Source organism: Enterocloster aldenensis (assembly GCF_003434055.1).
Classification (GTDB): domain Bacteria; phylum Bacillota; class Clostridia; order Lachnospirales; family Lachnospiraceae; genus Enterocloster; species Enterocloster aldenensis.
Genome location: NZ_QVEX01000004.1, coordinates 309255 through 328905 on the forward strand (window position 1 = coordinate 309255; position 19651 = coordinate 328905).

The 19651-nt window shown below is 52.5% G+C and carries 18 protein-coding genes and 1 riboswitch; of the genes, 15 read left to right on the forward strand and 3 right to left on the reverse strand.

Translation table 11 applies throughout. The features are described 5' to 3' along the window. Positions 1-16 precede the first annotated feature (16 nt). Together aguA and arcC are read left to right on the forward strand one after the other, a co-directional pair. A complete protein-coding gene (gene aguA, locus DWX59_RS11505; RefSeq protein WP_117559153.1) occupies positions 17-1108 on the forward strand; it encodes an agmatine deiminase in 1092 nt (363 codons plus the stop codon). Between the two features lie 100 nt (positions 1109-1208). After that, entirely contained in the window at positions 1209-2150 is a 942-nt protein-coding gene (arcC, locus tag DWX59_RS11510) for a carbamate kinase (RefSeq protein ID WP_117559155.1), read from the forward strand. Here arcC and DWX59_RS11515 read toward each other — a convergent pair whose 3' ends face one another. Then, complete coding sequence (locus DWX59_RS11515) at positions 2151-2492, reverse strand: LysR substrate-binding domain-containing protein (protein ID WP_235845026.1); 342 nt, start codon at positions 2490-2492, stop codon at positions 2151-2153. Here DWX59_RS11515 and DWX59_RS28705 point away from each other — a divergent pair. The 10 genes from DWX59_RS28705 (at position 2385) to DWX59_RS11565 (ending at position 13697) form a co-directional block, all read left to right on the forward strand. Continuing rightward, positions 2385-2669 carry a hypothetical protein gene (locus tag DWX59_RS28705; protein ID WP_165642992.1) on the forward strand — a complete coding sequence of 95 codons (285 nt, stop codon included), beginning with the start codon at positions 2385-2387 and terminating at the stop codon, positions 2667-2669. The two genes, DWX59_RS11515 and DWX59_RS28705, sit on opposite strands and share 108 nt — an antisense overlap. Positions 2670-2728: 59 nt before the next feature. Next, the gene (locus DWX59_RS11520) at positions 2729-3715 is read left to right on the forward strand and encodes a diaminopimelate dehydrogenase (protein ID WP_117559157.1); all 987 of its coding nucleotides are present in this window, start codon (positions 2729-2731) and stop codon (positions 3713-3715) included. Between the two features lie 122 nt (positions 3716-3837). Then, a riboswitch (NiCo riboswitch) is annotated at positions 3838-3995 on the forward strand. Between the two features lie 338 nt (positions 3996-4333). Further along, positions 4334-5194: a cation diffusion facilitator family transporter gene (locus tag DWX59_RS11530; RefSeq protein WP_117559316.1), complete on the forward strand. Its 861-nt coding sequence runs from the start codon at positions 4334-4336 to the stop codon at positions 5192-5194. A gap of 124 nt (positions 5195-5318) precedes the next feature. After that, positions 5319-7337, forward strand: coding sequence for a molybdopterin-containing oxidoreductase family protein (locus DWX59_RS11535; RefSeq protein WP_117559160.1), 2019 nt, complete (start codon positions 5319-5321; stop codon positions 7335-7337). 77 nt (positions 7338-7414) lie between these two features. Continuing rightward, positions 7415-7621: a DUF378 domain-containing protein gene (locus DWX59_RS11540; protein ID WP_008722930.1), complete on the forward strand. Its 207-nt coding sequence runs from the start codon at positions 7415-7417 to the stop codon at positions 7619-7621. 179 nt (positions 7622-7800) lie between these two features. After that, the gene (locus DWX59_RS11545; protein ID WP_227117288.1) at positions 7801-8694 is read left to right on the forward strand and encodes a DUF1266 domain-containing protein; all 894 of its coding nucleotides are present in this window, start codon (positions 7801-7803) and stop codon (positions 8692-8694) included. A gap of 30 nt (positions 8695-8724) precedes the next feature. Continuing rightward, positions 8725-9723: a Gfo/Idh/MocA family protein gene (locus DWX59_RS11550; protein WP_117559164.1), complete on the forward strand. Its 999-nt coding sequence runs from the start codon at positions 8725-8727 to the stop codon at positions 9721-9723. Between the two features lie 198 nt (positions 9724-9921). Further along, on the forward strand, positions 9922-11865 hold the full coding sequence (locus tag DWX59_RS11555; protein WP_117559166.1) for an OPT family oligopeptide transporter: 1944 nt from the start codon (positions 9922-9924) through the stop codon (positions 11863-11865). Positions 11866-11963: 98 nt separating this feature from the next. Beyond that, positions 11964-12329, forward strand: coding sequence for a PqqD family protein (locus DWX59_RS11560; protein WP_117559168.1), 366 nt, complete (start codon positions 11964-11966; stop codon positions 12327-12329). Between the two features lie 69 nt (positions 12330-12398). Continuing rightward, positions 12399-13697: a DUF1576 domain-containing protein gene (locus DWX59_RS11565; protein WP_117559170.1), complete on the forward strand. Its 1299-nt coding sequence runs from the start codon at positions 12399-12401 to the stop codon at positions 13695-13697. 61 nt (positions 13698-13758) lie between these two features. On the opposite strand, the gene DWX59_RS11570 is transcribed toward DWX59_RS11565, so the two are convergent. Together DWX59_RS11570 and DWX59_RS11575 are read right to left on the reverse strand one after the other, a co-directional pair. Beyond that, a complete protein-coding gene (locus DWX59_RS11570) occupies positions 13759-14067 on the reverse strand; it encodes an AzlD domain-containing protein (RefSeq protein ID WP_117559172.1) in 309 nt (102 codons plus the stop codon). Further along, on the reverse strand, positions 14057-14776 hold the full coding sequence (locus DWX59_RS11575; protein ID WP_117559174.1) for an AzlC family ABC transporter permease: 720 nt from the start codon (positions 14774-14776) through the stop codon (positions 14057-14059). The genes DWX59_RS11570 and DWX59_RS11575 overlap by 11 nt, the downstream gene beginning before the upstream one ends. A 244-nt stretch (positions 14777-15020) precedes the next feature. On the opposite strand from DWX59_RS11575, the gene DWX59_RS11580 reads away from it, so the two are divergent. The 3 genes from DWX59_RS11580 (at position 15021) to DWX59_RS11590 (ending at position 19160) form a co-directional block, all read left to right on the forward strand. Then, positions 15021-15446 (forward strand): MarR family winged helix-turn-helix transcriptional regulator, encoded by a 426-nt coding sequence (locus tag DWX59_RS11580; RefSeq protein WP_117559176.1) that lies wholly within the window; start codon positions 15021-15023, stop codon positions 15444-15446. Positions 15447-15519: 73 nt separating this feature from the next. Further along, positions 15520-17271 (forward strand): ABC transporter ATP-binding protein, encoded by a 1752-nt coding sequence (locus DWX59_RS11585; protein ID WP_117559178.1) that lies wholly within the window; start codon positions 15520-15522, stop codon positions 17269-17271. After that, positions 17271-19160 (forward strand): ABC transporter ATP-binding protein, encoded by a 1890-nt coding sequence (locus DWX59_RS11590; RefSeq protein ID WP_117559318.1) that lies wholly within the window; start codon positions 17271-17273, stop codon positions 19158-19160. Before DWX59_RS11585 ends, DWX59_RS11590 begins: the two co-directional genes overlap by 1 nt. Positions 19161-19651 lie beyond the last annotated feature (491 nt).

Consider the following 19651-nt stretch of genomic DNA (forward strand, 5'->3'; position numbering starts at 1 on the left):
GAGGAAGGTATTTTATATGAAAACACATACAACTACACCAAAACAGGACGGTTTCAGGATGCCGGGAGAATTTGAGCCCCATGACGGGTGCTGGATTATCTGGCCCGAACGTCCGGATAACTGGAGACTGGGCGCCAAACCGGCCCAGAAGGTTTTTGTGGAAGTGGCAAAGGCCATCAGCCAGTTTGAACCAGTGACCGTGTGCGTAAGCAATGCCCAGTATGACAACGCCAGGTCCCAGCTTCCTGAGGAGGTGCGTGTGGTGGAAATGTCCACCGATGACTCCTGGATCCGTGACTGCGGCCCTACTTTTGTGACCAATGGATCTGAAGTCAGGGGCGTGGACTGGTCCTTTAACGCATGGGGCGGACTGGTGGACGGACTGTATTTCCCATGGGATAAGGATGACCATGTGGCCAGGAAGGTCTGCGACATTGAGCGCAAGGACAGATACCGTCTGGATGACTTTGTCCTGGAAGGCGGCTCCATCCATGTGGACGGGGAGGGCACGCTGATTGTCACGCAGGAGTGTCTTTTAAGCGAAGGAAGGAACTCCCATCTCACAAAGGAAGAGATTGAGGGGGTGCTGAAGGAGTACCTGAACCTGGAGAAAATCATCTGGATCCCGCTTGGCATTTACAATGATGAGACCAACGGGCATGTGGATAATATCATCCATTATATTGCCCCGGGAGAGGTAATCCTTGCATGGACCGACGACAAGGATGACCCACAGTATGATATCTGCCAGAAGGCATACGCCGTGCTGAGCACCGAGACAGACGCCAAGGGGCGCAGGCTTAAAATCCACAAGCTGATGCTTCCCAGGAACATCCTTATCACAAAAGAGGAAAGCGAGGGCGTGGACGCTGTGGACGGGACGCTTCCGCGCATGGAGGGCGACAGGCTGGCTGCTTCCTATGCAAACTTCTATATTGCAAACGGCGGAGTGGTATTCCCCATGTTCCATGATGAGAATGATGAGCAGGCCAGGAAGACATTGGAAGCATGTTTCCCGGACCGCAGGGTGGTAGGGCTTTACGCCAGGGAAATCCTGTTGGGCGGCGGCAACATCCACTGTATTACACAGCAGCAGCCAAAGGCATGAGCGGTTACGCACAGAGGATAGGGATACCGGGCCGGACGTAAGGACAGGCAAGGATAACTGACAGAAAAGAATAGCTGACAGAAAAGGGAGAGGGTATATTATGTCAAGAATCGTAATAGCCCTGGGCGGCAATGCCCTGGGCAATACGCCGAAGGAGCAGCAGGAGCGCATTGACAATGCGGCTCCGGCCCTTATCGGACTTATAAAACAAGGGCATGAGATCATCATCAGCCATGGAAACGGCCCCCAGGTGGGGATTATACGCCAGGCGTTTGACACTGCAAGCGCGGTGGATGGAAAGGTTCCGGCCTTTGAACTGCCGGAGTGCACGGCCATGAGCCAGGGATACATCGGGTTCCATCTGCAGAAGGGGATTAAGAAGGAGCTGCGCCGGGAGGGCATGCCCTGGCATGTGGCAACCGTGGTGACGCAGATTGTGGTTGATAAGGAGGACCCTGCCTTCTTAAATCCAACCAAACCCATTGGCAGTTTTTACCCGGAGGACGAGGCACTTAAGATGATGGCGGAAAATCCGGGCCTGTGTATGAAGGAAGACGCGGGCAGGGGCTACCGGCAGATGGTGGCTTCACCAAAACCCATGGATATCGCGGAAAAGGATTCCATTTTGAATCTTCTGGACCATGAGTTCATTGTCATTGCCTGCGGCGGAGGCGGGATTCCGGTGGTGCTGGATGAGAACGGGGATTATGAAAGCGTGCCGGCTGTCATAGACAAGGATTTTGCCTCGGCCAGGCTGGCGGAGCTGGTGGATGCGGACTATCTCTTTATCCTTACGGCCGTGGACCGCGTGGCTGTCAATTACGGAAAACCTGACCAGAGGGAGCTTAGGGAGATTACGGTGCAGGAAGCGGAACGCTTATGCAGCCAGGGCCACTTTGCGCCGGGCAGCATGCTTCCCAAGGTAGAGGCGGCCATGGAATTTGCCCGCGGCAAAAAGGGCAGGAAATCGGTAATCGCATCCCTGGAAAAGGCTCCGTTAGCCATGATTGGGGAGAGCGGGACCAGGATTGTCCTTGGATGATCAGGCGGATATTGATACGCACAGGTCGATGAACAGCTGCATCAGGGGGCTGAGCCATTTGTTTTTATGATGGACGCAAACCGCTGTGATGGTCTTATCCCCAATATCAGTATGTATTGCTTCTAATTCCCCGGTTCCCAGTTCCTCCTCTACCGTGAATGTTGGCAGATACGAAATACCCACATTGTTTTTTACAAGATTTTTAATGGTTGGAATACTCCACAGCTCAATGGTATGGTCAAGGATAATGTTTTTTTCCCGGAGATACTGCTCGAAAATCTGCCGGAAGATGGGATGGCGGATTCTGCTTTCCGGCTGATTGAAGGAATCTGCAGGCAGAATATGGTTTCCATCATCCGCGCGGACACGGATTTCCCCAACACACGCATGCAGCACATATTGATAAAAAACGGATATGTTAACTGCGGGACAGTTACTTTTAAAGGCGGCCCGAAGCTTGCATATGATAAGATCCTGAAGGTCGGGGAGGGGCCATGTAAGGAAATCTGCTTGCCATGAACCACTAACTTATAGTATAATTTACAAAAATTAAATCCAATACAAAGGAGTGTTCTTACATGACAATCAGAGTTGGAATTTTAGGATACGGTAATCTGGGCAGGGGTGTGGAGTGTGCGGTTAAACACAATCCGGACATGGAACTGGCAGCTGTTTTTACAAGAAGGGATCCTGGCAGCCTGACCATCCTGACAGAGGGGGCAAAGGTTTTATCTGCCGGGGACGCGCCTTCCATGAAGGATGATATCGATGTGATGATCCTCTGCGGAGGCAGCGCCACGGATCTTCCAAAACAGACGCCGGACATGGCAAGGTATTTTAACGTCATTGACAGCTTTGACACCCATGCCAACATCCCGCAGCACTTTGACGCGGTTGACAAGGCCGCAAAGGAGGGCGGACATGTAGGAATCATTTCCGTGGGCTGGGATCCGGGCATGTTCTCCCTGAACCGCCTGTATGGGGCAGCCATCCTGCCTGGGGGGAAGGATTATACCTTCTGGGGCAAGGGCGTGAGCCAGGGGCATTCGGATGCCATCCGCCGGATTCAAGGGGTAAAGGACGCCAGGCAGTACACCATACCGGTGGAGGACGCCCTGAAAGCCGTGAGAAGCGGCACAGGGCCGGACCTTACCACCAGGCAGAAACATACCAGGGAATGCTTTGTGGTGGCGGAAGACGGCGCCGATAAAAAGGCCATTGAAGAGGCAATCGTGACCATGCCTAATTATTTTGCGGACTATGACACGACCGTCCATTTCATATCAGAGGATGAACTGATGCGCGACCATGCCGGAATCCCTCATGGAGGATTTGTCATCCGCACAGGAAGGACGGGCTGGGAGGATGAAAACAGCCATGTGGTTGAGTACAGCTTAAAGCTGGACTCCAATCCGGAGTTCACAGCATCCGTCATAACCGCATATGCCAGGGCGGCGTACAGGCTGAGCCGTGAAGGGCAGACGGGCTGCAGGACCGTATTAGACATTGCGCCGGCATATCTTAGCGCCCAGGATGGGGCTGAGCTTAGGAAACACCTTCTGTAAGTGCGGGCAGGCCTGCATCATGCACCAATCCTTCCCGATCCTCATACCATAATACAAACGGATATGGGGATTGGTCAAAATCCATTCCTGACATCCGTATCTATTGCACTGCATATATTGCTACAGTACAATCTGATCAGGCCTTAAAGTGGATGGAACATCCATGGAGGAGCCGGGCCGCACCCAGGGTGTGTTTGAAAACCGTTTTCCGTCAGCTGGCGGGAATGAATCTTCCAACAGACCCTGGCGGCAGCAGGTAGGAAACACCTGCGGGACAGTCGTTTACTCGTATTGTCCTGCAGGTGTTTTTTTATTATCCGGGCCGTGTACTGGTTTATGGGAGGGAAAGATATGACAGGAACTGACTTCACAGGGGAGCACCTTATAGGGGAAAGCCGTACAGGGGAAAGCCATATGGGGGAAAGCCGTACAGGGGAAAGCCATATGGGGGAAAGCCATATGGGGGAAAGCCGTACAAGGAAATTCCATACAGGAAAGCGCCGCAGAATAAAGCATCATACAGTAAAATATGATTCAAAAAAGTATCATGAATCAGAACGCCATCCAGCAAACAACCATCCGGCAGACAGCCGTACGGCCGGACATAAAGATACCGCCATGCACGTCTCAAAGGTCAGCATTGCGGTGAACGTGGTCCTGACGTGCGGGAAACTGGCTGCCGGTATCCTGGGCCGCTCCCATGCCATGATATCTGATGCGGTCCATTCCGCATCGGATGTATTCAGCACCCTGATCGTGATGGCGGGCGTATCCATGTCTGCAAAACAGTCAGACAAGGAACATCCGTACGGGCATGAACGGTTGGAGTGTGTGGCGGCGCTGTTCCTTGCCGTCATCCTGTGTGCCACAGGGCTGGGAATCGGCTTTGGCGCGGTAAGGGAAGTGGTATCAGGGGAAGTAAAGGACGCGGCCATACCAGGGCTTATGGCCCTGGCGGCAGCCATTGTCTCCATTGTGGTGAAGGAGTGGATGTACCGTTATACCATAAAAGCCGCTGATTCCATACATTCCAGTGCCTTAAAGGCTGATGCCTGGCATCACCGCTCCGATGCCCTTTCCTCGGTGGGGGCGTTTGTGGGCATATGCGGGGCGCGGATGGGATTTGCCTTCATGGACCCTGCGGCCAGCATTGTAATCTGTATATTCATCTGCAAGGCTTCCCTGGATGTGCTGCGGGACGCCCTGGACAAAATGGTGGATAAGGCCTGTGATGAGGAGACTGCGCAGGCTATAAGAAGGACCGCGCTCGCACCCCCGGGGGTGGTGCGGATTGACGGCTTAAAGACACGGCTGTTCGGTCCAAGGATGTATGTGGATATTGAAATCGCGGTGGATGGGCGCCTGAACCTGCAGCAGGCCCATACCATTTCAAGGGAAGTACACGATATGGTGGAGGAACAGTTCCCCCAGGTAAAACACTGCGCTGTCCAGATTAATCCCCTTAACAGGGAGGGATAAGGATATCCTGGGAAAAGGGACGGATTGTGTTTGACGAACAGGCTGGGATTATCTATACTGAAAGCATGTCCGAAGGACGCTATAAACGGATAAAAAAGTATGACACGGGAGAATATAAGATACGATGACAGAATGGAAAAAAACAATATGCCCTTATGACTGCCCCACCTCCTGCGGCCTGCTGGTGAAAACAGACGGAACCCGGATATTGGAGGTTAAAGGGGACCCGGACCATCCTGCAGCCCATGGACTGATCTGCAGGAAAATGCACGGTTATGCGGATTCCATCCATTCACCCAACCGGATCCTCACCCCCATGAGGCGGGCTGGAAAAAAGGGGGAGGGCAGGTTTGTGCCTGTTTCCTGGGACGAAGCCATATCAGAGATAACCGGAAGATGGAAGGAAATCCTCAGCCGGGACGGAGGGGACGCCATCCTTCCGTTTTACTACTCAGGGGTCATGAGCGTGATCCAGCGCAAGTGCGGGGATGCTTTTTTTAACAAAATGGGGGCTTGTTCACTGGTCAGGACATTGTGTTCCTCGGCCAAAGGCGCCGGATATGAGGCTGTCATGGGACGCACCGGATGCCTGGATCCCCGGGAGCTGGAACACAGCAGTTTCCTTTTGGTCTGGGGCAGCAATATGAAAGCTACCAGGATCCAGTCCATGCCGGTTCTGGCCGGTATGAGGAAGGCTGGAAAACGTGTGGTGTTAATAGAATCATGCGCAGAGGATATGGCGCCGTACTGCGATGGGACCGTGCTCATACGGCCTGGTACGGACGGCGCCCTTGCGCTGGCCATGATGCATGTGCTTGTAAGGGAAGGGCTGGCTGCCGAAGACTACCTTTGTGAACGGGCATGGGGCTATGCTGCGTTCAGGGAGACACTGCCCCTGTATACGCCTGAGTGGGCAGAGGGGATAACCGGGGTCCCGGCAGACGTGACAGAGGCCCTGGCCATGGAATATGGCCGCGCATCCCGGCCAGCCATCATGCTAGGAAGCGGTCCCTCCCGTTATGGGAACGGCGGTATGACCGTGCGGCTGATTACCATACTCTCTGCCTTAACCGGGGCATGGGGCAGGCCCGGAGGCGGACTGTGCGGGTGCAATCCCGGTATTGGTCCCTGCGTGGACGATACCATTGTGACACGGCCTGATTTCAGGACCGGGCAGGGCAGGAAGGTAAACATCAACCAGCTGGCCAAAGCCCTGAACGGGGCCCATGGACAGGCTCCCATTAGAAGCCTTTATGTATATGGAAGTAATCCGGTGGGTTCGGTGAGCAGCCAGGCAGAAACAGTGAAGGGGCTTATGGGACAGGATCTGTTCACGGTTGTCCATGAGCGGTTCATGACCGACACGGCCAGGTATGCGGATATCCTGCTGCCGGCCACATTTTCCGTGGAACAGTCAGACTGTTATCTGGCTTATGGCTACTGCACCTTCGGTACTGCTTACAAGGTCCTGGAGCCGGCAGGACTCTGTAAGAGCAACTGGGATACGTTCCGCCTCCTGGCCGGGGCAATGGGATATGAGGAGGCGTATTTTAAGAACACTGAGGAGGACATGGTGAAGGAACTTCTGGCCCATCCAGGACCAGGGCTTGCGGCAGCATCCGCCGCGGACTGGAACCTTCTGGAAAGCGGCGGCGTCATTTCCACGCCCTTTGCGGACCACATGGACTTTAAGACAGAAACCGGGAAAATCATGATTGTGAACCCGGGCCAGCCAGAGCCCATGCCGCGGTTTACATCTGCCCATGGCGGGGAATATCCCCTGCGTCTCATTGCCGTACCCAGTGGATACACCCTGAACTCCATTTTCCTGGAACGGGAGGACCTGACCGGGAAACGGGGGCCCATGGAACTTATGCTTCACCCCATGGATGCGGCTTTACGCGATATCAGGGATGGGGATAAGGTGACGGCCTGCAACGACCTGGCCCAGGTGGAATTTACGGCCAGGCTTTCAGGGCGGATGGCGCGGGGGGCAGTGGCAGTTACCGGTGTGTACGGCATGTCCGCGTCTGGATCAGGCCTGCTGGTCAATGCCCTTCACCACCAGCGCCTGTCTGATATAGGGGAGGCGACCACGCTCAATGACAATACCGTTGAGGTGCGGCCTGCATTTTATCCGTAAATGTATAAAATACCATTTTCAGGTACATACTGTTATTGGGTATAAGCCAAATGTCCACAATAAGGAGGTTAACATCTATGGGAAATAAGGCTTTAGATTGTACAGCCCTGACAGTAAGCCTGATTGGGGCGATTAACTGGGGACTGGTTGGATTTTTTAACTTTAACCTGGTATCATGGATTTTCGGAAATGCTTCCTGGATTACCAGGGTCATTTATGCGCTGGTCGGGCTGTGCGGCCTGTATCTGATTACATTCTATTCACGTACAGGACAGGAAGCATAACAGGATACAGTAAAGGCAGGAACCTGCGGACACCGGATTGTGAAGACAAGCCGGCGCATCCAGGTTCCTGTTTTCGGTATGGGGTGATGGACAGGATCCGGGCGCAGGTGTTATAATGGAAGAAAATGCACCGGCATCAGCGCCGGACAGGCGATTGGATCCATCAATGGAGGCGGGATATGAGGAAAGCGGCAAAAACAAGGCGGATATTGGCACTTACACTGCTCTGCTCCCTGTTCCTGTGCATCACTGCATATGGGAACTGGAAGAATGAAGGCGGACAGTGGCACTATTATGACAGCAGCGGACAGATGGTGCGCAATGATTTTAAGAAGTCCGGCAATTCCATGTTTTATCTGGATGAAACCGGCAACATTGCCAGGAACTGCGAAAAGGTAATCGGCAATTACCTGTATCAGTTTGATGCAGACGGGAAATTCACGCGTTCCAAGCTGGGGGCGGACGGCCAGCCGGAATACCTGGAAGGGGATTATGCCCTGAACCACCGCCAGCAGTATCTGAACAAAAAGGCCAACCCCTATAATGACAACCAGGTCATACAGTGGTTTAATGCAACCTATGCCATCCTTACAAAGCACAACAGCTATAATATACGGGCCTATGGCGGCGAACTGCTGCTGTCAGGCGTGGAGGGTGAGGATGATGGCTTCACCGATGATTACATAAAGGAAAAAAACAGGAAGATGCTGTCAGAAAGCTGGGGGGTCACAGACCGGTCCGGCGCGGACGCGGTCCTTTTGCGGCTGCTGGAGTCAGCCAGGGCCACAGGCTCTGCGTGGGATTACAGCCGTGCCATGTCAAATCTGGGCTTTTACTATCTGGCAGGGTATTATACGGTCACCGAGTCCCTGGACCGTTCCCTGGAGGTAGCCAAAGCCATACAGCAGACCTATGGCTCCTGGGATGAATTCATTGCCAGTTATCTGGAAGGATATGATGCGTGGGCCGGGGAAGAGGCGGAAAACAGGAATTCCATCTATGAGGGACTGAAGGGCAGCGCCTTTAATCCCTATGCCGTGGACTGGAACCTGGAACTGAAAAAGACCTGGTAAATATCATTTGGAATATGGAGGGAGCAGGGTATGAAATGGGGCATTATGGCAACCGGAACAATCGCTGCAAAATTTGCAGATACGGTAATGAAGATGGGAGGGGAAGAGCAGCTGACAGCCTGCGGCTCAAGATCCTTGGAAAAGGCGGAAGGATTTGCAGGAAGGTATGGCATCCGGCATGGGTATGGTTCCTATGAAGCCCTTGCGGCGGACCCGGAGGTGGACGCTGTTTATATTGCCACGCCCAACAACCTGCACTTTGACAATTGCAGGCTGTGCCTGGACGCGGGAAAACATGTGCTCTGCGAAAAACCATTTACCACCAGTGCGGACGAGGCCAGATTGCTGTTTGGCATGGCAAGGGAAAAGGGACGGTTCATCATGGAAGGGTTCTGGATCCGCCACCTTCCCCTCTTAAAGAAGATGCAGGAATTGATAAAAGAGGGCGTGATTGGGGACGTGGTTTATGCCAGAAGTGATTTTGGGTTTACCGCGCAGGGTGCCAGGAAGGACAGGAAGTTTGATTCTGCACTTGGAGGAGGCGCGCTTCTTGACATCGGGATTTATAACCTGGGATTCATGCACATGGTGATGGGGGATGAGAAGCCTTCGGGTTTTATGTCCAGCCATCATATCAATGAGCATGGTACGGATGATTTCAGTTCCATCCTGCTGAATTATCCGGGAAACCGCACCGCATCCGTGACCACGTCCATAGGCATGGCAATGCCAAGGGAAGGGGTTGTGTACGGTACATCCGGATTCATCTGCCTGCCGGATTATCAGATGGCTGAGAAGCTGGTGGTATGCCCGTATGGCGGACAGCCCCAGGAAATCTGCATGCCCTTTGAAATCAATGGGTTTGAATACCAGATCCGGGAAGTGAGCCGGTGTGTGAAGGAAGGCATGTATACCAGCGATGTGCTGAAGGAAAAGGATACGCTGGCCGTACTGGAACTGATGGATGCAATACGGGCATCCTGGGGACTTAAGTTCACCTGCGAACAAGAAAGACTCAATGAGAAATAAGAAAATATTTCCGGCTTCCGCCCTTGATTATGAAACATGGATTAATATAATTAAGGATATAAGCCATATTTTTGCCAAAAAATGCGATAAAACTTTAGAAAATTCATGTAATTTTTACCATTTTCCGAAAAAACATGGAAATTATTTTCCTTCAGTGTTATAATAGGGCAATATTATATACAAAGGAGTGATAGTTACATGAAAGATGAAAATGGTTTTAAACCATTTATACCAGCAGATAAGGTGGTTCCGGAGATGACTGGGGTATCCATTATCCTGGGTATACTTCTGGCAGTGCTGTTTGGCGCGGCCAATGCATATCTTGGCCTGAGGGTGGGCATGACCGTGTCCGCGTCCATTCCGGCTGCCGTTATATCCATGGGAGTCATCCGTGTCATATTAAAGAGGGATTCCATATTGGAAAACAATATGGTGCAGACCATTGGTTCTGCAGGTGAATCAGTGGCAGCCGGCGCAATCTTTACCCTGCCGGCCCTGTTCATGTGGATGAGCGAATGGGGGGAGGGCGCCCCGTCCCTGGTTGAGATTTCCCTGATTGCGCTGTGCGGCGGCGTTCTGGGCATACTGTTCATGATACCCCTGCGCCAGGCCCTGATCGTGAAAGAACATGGAACACTCCCGTACCCGGAAGGCACGGCCTGCGCCGAGGTCCTGATTGCGGGGGAACAGGGCGGATCCAAAGCCGGTGTTGTTTTTGCCGGAATGGGGATTGCTGCTTTTTATAAGTTCATTGCGGACGGGCTTAAGCTGTTCCCAAGCGACGTGGACTATGATCTGCGCAAATACGGCGGCGGCGTGGGCATGTCCGTGCTCCCGGCCCTGGCGGGAGTGGGATATATATGCGGTTCCAAGATTTCCTCCTACATGTTTTCGGGCGGGATCATTTCCTGGCTGATACTGATGCCGGTCATCAAGCTGTTCGGCAGCGGCCTTACGGAGCCTTTCGCACCGGCCACCGCATTAATCAGCGATATGAACAGCCAGGCCCTCTGGGGTTCTTATATCCGCTACATCGGCGCGGGCGCCGTGGCGGCCGCTGGTATGATAAGCCTGATTAAGTCCCTTCCCATGATTGCCTCCACCTTTATGGATGCAATGCGGGATTTAAAGGGCGGACGCCAGGCATCCACCCTGCGCACGGACCAGGATATTCCCATGAACATTGTTCTCATGGGCGTACTGGCCGCGGTTGTGGTCATCTGGCTGGTGCCGGCTGTTCCCGTAACCTTTGTGGGGGCGCTGCTGATTGCAGTATTCGGTTTCCTGTTTGCAGCTGTTTCCTCACGGCTTGTGGGCCTTGTGGGTTCCTCCAATAACCCGGTGTCCGGTATGGCCATTGCAACCCTGTTGGTATCCTCGCTGGTACTCAAGGCTGTATCCGGTTCAGGCCACGACAGCATGATGGGCGTCATTGCCATAGGAGGCGTTATCTGTGTCATCGCAGCCATTGCAGGGGATACCTCACAGGACTTAAAGACAGGTTTCCTGGTTGGCTCCACGCCTAAGAAACAGCAGGCCGGCGAGCTTATCGGCGTTGTGTCGTCCGCCATTGCCATTGGCGGCGTGCTGTATCTGCTGAACCAGGCATGGGGCTACGGCTCCACCGAGCTTCCGGCCCCTCAGGCCATGATCATGAAGACCGTGGTGGAGGGCGTGATGGACGGCAACCTTCCATGGAACATGATTCTGGCAGGCGCTGCCATTGCTGTTGTGATTGAAATCCTGGGCATTCCGGTAATGCCTGTTGCGGTGGGCCTTTACCTTCCATTGAGGACCACGTCGGCCATCATGGTTGGCGGCCTGATCCGCCACTGGTATGAAAAGCGCAGGTTTGCAAAGGAAGAGGACAGGAAGGAAGCAATTGACAAGGGCATCCTCTATACTTCCGGTATGATTGCAGGCGAAGGCCTGGTGGGCATCTTATTGGCCGTGTTTGCCATTGTGCCCCTGGCAAGCGCAAGGGGCGGTTTCCTGGCTGACTTCCTGAACCTGTCCGCCATGGACAACGGACTGGGTGCATTTCTATCAGGCCCTGCATCCAAGATCCTTTCCCTTGCGGCATTTGCAGTCCTGATGCTGACCATGTTTAAGTTTACAATCTGGCATAAAGATAAAAAATAAGACGGCGCTGCCATATCCAGATGGAGCGCGGATCCAGAAGGTGCCGGTTCCCGGCACCTTCTGCCCATATCATATAGTAAGTGAAAGGAGGCGCTGGTTTGGGCCGTATTAAGTTGAAGGACAAAAACTACCTGGAGCAGATTCCGGTGAGGAATCCTGATTTCACGTGGAAGGAAAATGAACAGGGAACCGTGACCGTTGACATGGTCCACCGGGGATTTTTCCCAATGCTTGCACAGAAGCTGTGGATCACACCCAAGGTCAGCCATATCAAGCTGGATTGCTTTGGCAGCTTTGTATGGAAACAGATTGACGGTAACAGGAACCTGATTGAGATAGGCGTCATGGTAAAAGAGGAATTCGGTGAAAAATGCGAACCGCTGTATGAACGTCTGGCTAAGTATTTTGAAATGCTTAAGAATAATAAGTTTGTTGAATTTAGGAGGAATTGTCAGTTAAAGTAAAAAATGTCTTTGCTAAATGCCCTTCTATCAGTTATGATAGTAAAAGAGCTGTAATTGGGAGGATATTTTATGAAGAATATGGAACATTTCCATGAAATGAAATCGCTGACAAGGAAACAGAAGTTTTGTCTTCTTTCATTGATTCCGGCTTATTTTATTGTCATAGGTCTGGTGGTCCAGCCCTTGCAGGAAATTGTCCCAGGAATTGTGAATATCATCAGGGAACCGGATTTCCTGATAACGGATTATTTTGTAGTGGGCGGCGTGGGGGCTGCTTTGATTAACGCAGGCGTGCTGACCCTGATGAGCATCGGGATCATTTATTTTATGGGCATGGATATGGATGGCCATACAATCACTTCCAGCTGCCTGATGTTTGGTTTTTCCCTGTTCGGAAAAAACCTTCTGAATATCTGGGCAATTCTTGCAGGCGTATACCTGTATGCCAAATACCATAAAACATCCATGAAACGTTATATCTATATCGGCCTGTACGGGACCAGCCTTTCGCCCATCATCACGCAGATGATGCAGGTGGGCAGCCAGCCGGTTGTCATACGTCTGTTCATAGCGGTCAGCGTGGGCATTGTCATCGGCTTCGTGCTCCCGCCTTTAAGTACCCATGTCCACTATGCCCATAAGGGATATTCCCTCTACAATGTGGGGTTTGCGGCGGGAATCATTGCAACTGTCATTATATCGCTGGTCAAGTCCTTTGGGATTGAGGTGGAATCCAGGCTCATCTGGTCCACGGGCCATAACATGATGTTCGGGATTCTTTTGACGGTCCTCTTTGGCGGCATGGTTGTATTCGGGGTTGCTGTCAGGGGGAGAGGGCTGTGGGAATCCTATAAAAGGATACTCAAATCCTATGGGATTGGAGGAACCGATTATCTCAGGGATGAGGGCGGGGCCACCACTGTGTTTAATATGGGGATTAATGGCCTGTTCGCAACCTATTTTTCCCTGGCAGTGGGCGGTGATTTAAACGGGCCCACCATCTGCGGCATCTTTACCATTGTGGGCTTCAGTTCCACTGGAAAGCACCTGAGGAACATTGCCCCCATCATGCTGGGCGTGTACCTTGCCAGCTTTACGAAGACATGGGAGATTTATCAGCCATCCCCCATGCTGGCCCTGCTGTTTTCCACCACCCTGGCTCCTGTGGCAGGAGAGTTCGGGGCTGTGGCAGGTATCATAGCCGGTTTCCTTCACTCGTCCGTGGCGCTGAACGTGGGAATCGTATACGGAGGTATGAACCTGTACAACAACGGGTATGCGGGCGGCATCGTGGCGATCTTCATGGTGCCGGTGGTCCAGTCCATCCGGGACAGGAGGGCGCGGGCCAGGGGAGGGTTATCCCTGTAATAGGAAACGTGTCCCGGGACTGCCGGATCTGCGGCAGCCCCAGGACACGTTTTTTATTATGTCAGACCATCAGGAGTTCCAATACCAGCACTGCGCCGCACCCTGCCAGCGATACCTGGAACAGGCTTTTCCCCCTGTAGGCCAGGGCGGCCGCAACGGCCAGGGCAGCGGCGCCCGACCACAGGGAGGCCGTGGCGTGCAGGATGGCCGGGAAGGTCATGACGGACAGGGTTACGTAAGGCACATAGTAAAGAAAGGATTTTATATAAACATTCTTAATCTCCTTTTTTATCAATGTCAGCGGCAGGAGACGTATCAGGTAGGTCACGCCTGCCATGACCAGGATATAAAGATACACGTTACGGTTCATTGGCCTGTTCCTCCTTTAATGGAAATAGGATTGCGGCTGCACCTGCAACCAGTATGGTGAGTATAATGATCTTAAAGCCAGATGATATGTGGTTCAGCGCCGGTATCCAGGTAAACATCCAGCTGAGCGCCATGGATACAAGGATGACCCAGGTAAGGACCTTGCTGCCCTTTGCAGGTGGTATGACCACGGCCAGGAACATGCCGTAAAGGGCCACGTTAAGGGCGCTTAAGAGACGGGCAGGCAGCAGGTCGCCGGAGATGGCGCCTAACAGGGTGCCCAGGGTCCACCCCGGAACAGCCAGGCACATCAGCCCATAGCTGTAAAACGGGCTCAGCATGCCGGGGCGGCACACGGAAACCCCGAATATTTCATCGGTAACGCCATAAGATATTAAGAAACGGTGGAAAAAGGGAAGTCCTGCCTTAAGCTTCTGGGACAGGGAACAGGACATCAGGCAGTACCGCAGGTTGATGATCAGCTGGGCGGCGGCCATTTCCACAAAGGGGGCCCCGGCCTGGATGATGCCCAGGGCCGCGAACTGCCCCGCGCTTGTGAGGTTGGTAAATGACATGACCACTGCCTGCCAGGTGTTAAGGCCCGCGCCGCTGGCCATGATCCCGAAGGTAAAGGAAACAGCCAGGTATCCCAGGCCAATGGGAATGCCGTCCTTTAATCCAGATTTAAATTGTGTTCCATTGCTTTCCATAATGCCCCCTCATATGTAAAATAATGTGGCCGGGCTGCGTGGCTGGCTGTATGTAAAGCCCCGGCGTCCTTTCCAATTATATCAGGAAAATCCAGGTTGTAAATCGGGTTTTTCCTGAAAAACAGGAAATATTGTGGGTGCAGGACTGTTAAAAATGTGTGAAATCAGTTGACATCCCGATGATTTGGCCGTAATATTGTTAGGTAACTAACAGATATACGATTCATGAAAGGAGCATCAGCCAATGGCTGTGAATCCAACGGTGCGTCTCATTGCAACACTTTCCAACCTGATCCGGCGCAAAATCCACAGTCTGGATAGGATTCCAGGGCTGACCCCGGTACAGGACGCTGTCCTTCATTTCATACTGGGCAGGTGCAGGGAGCAGGACCTGTTCCAGAAACATGTGGAGGAGGAATTCAACCTGCGCCGCTCAACAGCTACTGAACTTCTCAAGCTCATGGAGAAGAAAGGGCTGATTTACCGTGAAGGGGTTTCCTATGATGCCAGGCTGAAGAAAATCATGCCCACTGATAAGGGGGTCATGCTGGAGGGGCAGGTCTTAAAGGATATCCTGGAAATGGAACGCCTGGTGACCAAAGGCATACCAGAGGAGGAGCTGGAGGCCTTCATTGCAACGGGCACAAAGATGATGAATAATCTGAAATGAAAAAGGGCCTATAGCAGGCTCTTTAAATTACCTTAAAATTGGTAAAAATTTACAATAAAAGGAGGTTTTATCTGTGAAAGGACAACATCAAAAAACAATCCGGACCTTGTTATCCTCTGTCCGGGAATATAAAAAGGCATCCCTGTGGTGCCCTGTATTTGTGGTCCTGGAAGTACTGATGGAGGTGCTGGTGCCGGGGGTCATGGCCCTCATCATAGACAAGGGAATCAATGGAGGCAGCATAAACTATATCCTGAAAGTGGGGGCTGTCCTCATCCTCATGTCCATGCTGGCCCTGTTTTTCGGAATCATGGCAGGAACCAATGCGGCCAAAGCATCCGCGGGCATGGCGGGGAACCTGAGAATGGATATGTTTCACCACATACAGGATTTTTCCTTTGCCAACATTGACCGTTTTTCGTCTTCCAGCCTGGTGACCAGGCTGACCACGGATGTGACCAATGTACAGAACGCATATCAGATGGTCATCCGGATTGCAATCCGTGGACCTATCATGCTGGTGTTCGCTCTGGTCATGGCGCTGGGAATCAGCAGGGATCTGTCCACGATTTTTTTTATCATACTTCCCATCCTCGGGTCAGGGCTTTTTTTCATTGTGATTAAGGCCCATCCCTACTTTGAGGCTGTGTTTAAACGGTACGACGTACTTAACCGTGTGGTCCAGGAAAACCTGAACGGGATCCGTGTGGTCAAGGCTTATGTAAGGGAGCCCTTTGAAATCCAAAAATTCCACCAGATATCGGAGGATGTATTTTACCAGTTCAAATACGCGGAAAAAATAGTGGCCTGGAACAGTCCGCTGATGCAGTTCTGCATGTACAACTGCATCCTGCTGGTGTCAGGCCTGGGGGCCCGTCTGATTGTGGGAGGAAGCATGTCCACAGGTGAGCTGACCAGCATGATTATCTATGCGGTCCAGATATTATCCAGCCTTATGATGCTTTCCATGGTATTTGTCATGGTCATCATGGCGCGTTCCTCCGCGGAGCGTATCGTGGAGGTGCTGGAGGAAAAGAGCAGCCTGGCTGACCCTGAACATCCGATCCGTGAGGTAAAGGACGGAAGCATTGACTTTTATCATGTGGACTTCAGCTACATAGGGGACGGGGAAAAGCTGGCCTTAAAGGATGTGGATATCCACATAAAGCCAGGGGAAACCATAGGAATCCTGGGCGGCACCGGAAGTTCAAAAACCACCTTTGTGCAGCTGATCCCAAGGCTTTATGATGTGACGGCGGGATGCCTTAAGGTGGGCGGACGGGATGTGCGCCAATATGACCTGAAAAGCCTGAGGGACCAGGTGGCAATGGTGCTTCAGAAAAATGTCCTGTTTACCGGGACCATCCGCGACAACCTGAAATGGGGCAGCCCCAATGCATCGGAGGAGGAAATCATCCACGCGTGCAGGCTGTCCCAGGCAGATGAGTTCATAAGGCAGTTCCCTGACCAGTATGACACTTTCCTGGACCAGGGCGGCACCAATGTGTCGGGGGGACAGAAGCAGAGGCTGTGCATTGCAAGGGCGCTGCTTAAAAAACCCAGGATACTGATACTGGATGATTCCACCAGCGCGGTTGATACCAAGACCGACGCCCTGATCCGCAAGGCCCTGAGGGAGGAGATACCGGACACCACCAAGCTGATCATTGCCCAGCGCATTTCCTCGGTGGAGGATGCGGATAAGGTGATTGTGCTGGATCATGGCACGGTCAATGACTTTGGGACGCCGGATGAGCTTCTGGCAAGGAATAAAATATACAGGGAAGTATATGAATCCCAGAAGAAGGGAGATAAGGAAGAATGATGAATGACAGGAAGATGGGAGACAAGGTGAACCGCCATTACGCAAGGACGGCCAGGCGGCTGATGGGATATGTGGCCAGTACGTACAAGTTACAGTTTGCCTGTGTCCTTGTGGCCATAATCATAAGCGCCCTGGCTAATGTGGCAGGCCCGCTGTTCCTTATGGTGCTGATTGATGATTTCATCACCCCTCTTATGGGGCAGCAGGGCCCTGACTTCACGGCCCTTAACCAGGCCATGGCCGGGCTGGCCGCTTTTTACGTGGCAGGTGTCATCTGTACCTATATCTACAACCGCCTGATGGTCAACATTGGCCAGGGCGTCCAGAAGCGGGTGCGCGACGAGATGTTTGAGCACATGCAGACGCTTCCCATCCGTTACTTTGACCAGCATCCCCACGGGGAGCTTATGAGCCGCTATACCAATGACATCGATACCCTGAGGCAGATGATCAATCAGGCCCTGCCCATGGCATTTTCATCCCTCATAACCATCCTGGCAATATCTGCGGTGATGATAAGCATCAGTATCCCGCTGTCCGTCCTGGCAGCGGCCATGGTCCTGCTTATGCTGTTCATCAGCAGGACGCTGGCAGGACGGTGCGGCAAATACTTTGTGGCCCAGCAGCTGGCAATCGGCCGTGTGACCGGGTATATTGAGGAGCGCCTGGGGGGACAGAAGGTAATCAAGGTATTTAACCACGAGGCCGAGACCATGGAAGAATTCGACGCGCTGAACAACAAGCTGCGTCAGAGCGCGTTCAATGCCAACAAATACGCCAATGTGATCATGCCTGTCATTACCAACATAGGGAACCTGCAGTTCGTGCTGACCGCCATTACGGGAGGCATGCTCTCCCTGTGCGGCCTGGCCAGCCTGACCCTGGGCCAGATCGCGTCCTACCTGCAGTTCACCAAAAGCTTTAACCAACCCTTTGCCCAGATATCCCAGCAGTCCAATTCCATCATCATGGCGCTGGCCGGGGCGGAACGGATTTTCAATATGATGGATGAGGAGCCGGAGCCGGATGAAGGGTCCGTGACCCTGGTCAATGCGCGGGTGGATGGAAAGGGAACCATAACTGAGGCGGCGGAGAGGACCAATACCTGGGCATGGAAATATCCCAACAGCGACGGCACGTACACCTATACAAAACTGTGCGGGGACGTCCGGTTCGCGGACATGGATTTTGGATATGACCCCAGGCACATGGTGCTTCACAATATAAGCCTTTATGCCAAGCCGGGGCAGAAGCTGGCCTTTGTGGGGGCCACGGGCGCGGGCAAGACCACCATCACCAACCTGATTAACCGGTTTTATGACATACAGAAGGGCTCCATTACCTATGACGGGATTGACATAGGTGAAATCCGCAAGGAAGACCTGCGCCGCTCCCTGGGGATTGTCCTTCAGGACACCCATCTGTTCACAGGGACCATCATGGAGAATATCCGGTATGGCAGGCTGGACGCCACGGACGAGGAGGTGTACGGGGCCGCGAGACTGGCCAATGCGGACCAGTTCATACGTATGCTGCCCCAGGGCTACGGCACCATGCTTACAGGGGATGGGGAAGAGCTGTCACAGGGCCAGCGCCAGCTTCTGGCCATTGCGCGGGCAGCCATTGCGGACCCGCCGGTGCTGATCCTGGATGAAGCCACATCCAGCATAGATACCAGGACCGAGGCCCTGGTGCAGGGCGGGATGGATGAACTGATGAAGGGAAGGACCGTGTTTGTCATTGCCCACCGGCTTTCCACCATCCGCAACTCCGATGCCATCATGGTACTGGACCACGGCAATATCGTGGAGCGCGGGGATCATGAAAGCCTGATAAAGGAAAAGGGGATTTACTATCAGCTGTACACAGGAGGGCTGGAGCTGGATTAGGGTGCGTCTGAAAATTGCTTTCCGTCAGCTGCGCTGTTCAGAAAGCAGGAGCATGTCAATGGCAGGAATCATGGGCCGGGGACAATGCTCCTGCTTTTTTTGTGCAGTAGGATAGGTCCGGCTTTGGGAATCGGATTGTGGGATAAACCAAGAATATAAACCAGGAATATAAACCAAGGATGTAAACAAAAGATGTAAACCAATGCGGTGATTTGAGATATAACCTTAAATGGTTTACTAAAAACCTACGATTTGATAAGAAGGAGATAAAAGGTAAAAAAACCTAATTATTGGAGAAATAGATGTAATATATGCACAAAAAATAATAAATAAATTATGCAATATATCAGAAAAATATAGGGCATATAAAATTAATATTGACAACCATGGTAAATAATACTATACTTCAATCATGAGTAAACCGGTTTACCAAAAGACGAGAAAATACGGACAAAATGGAAGAAAACAAGTAAAAATGAAGTAAACTGATT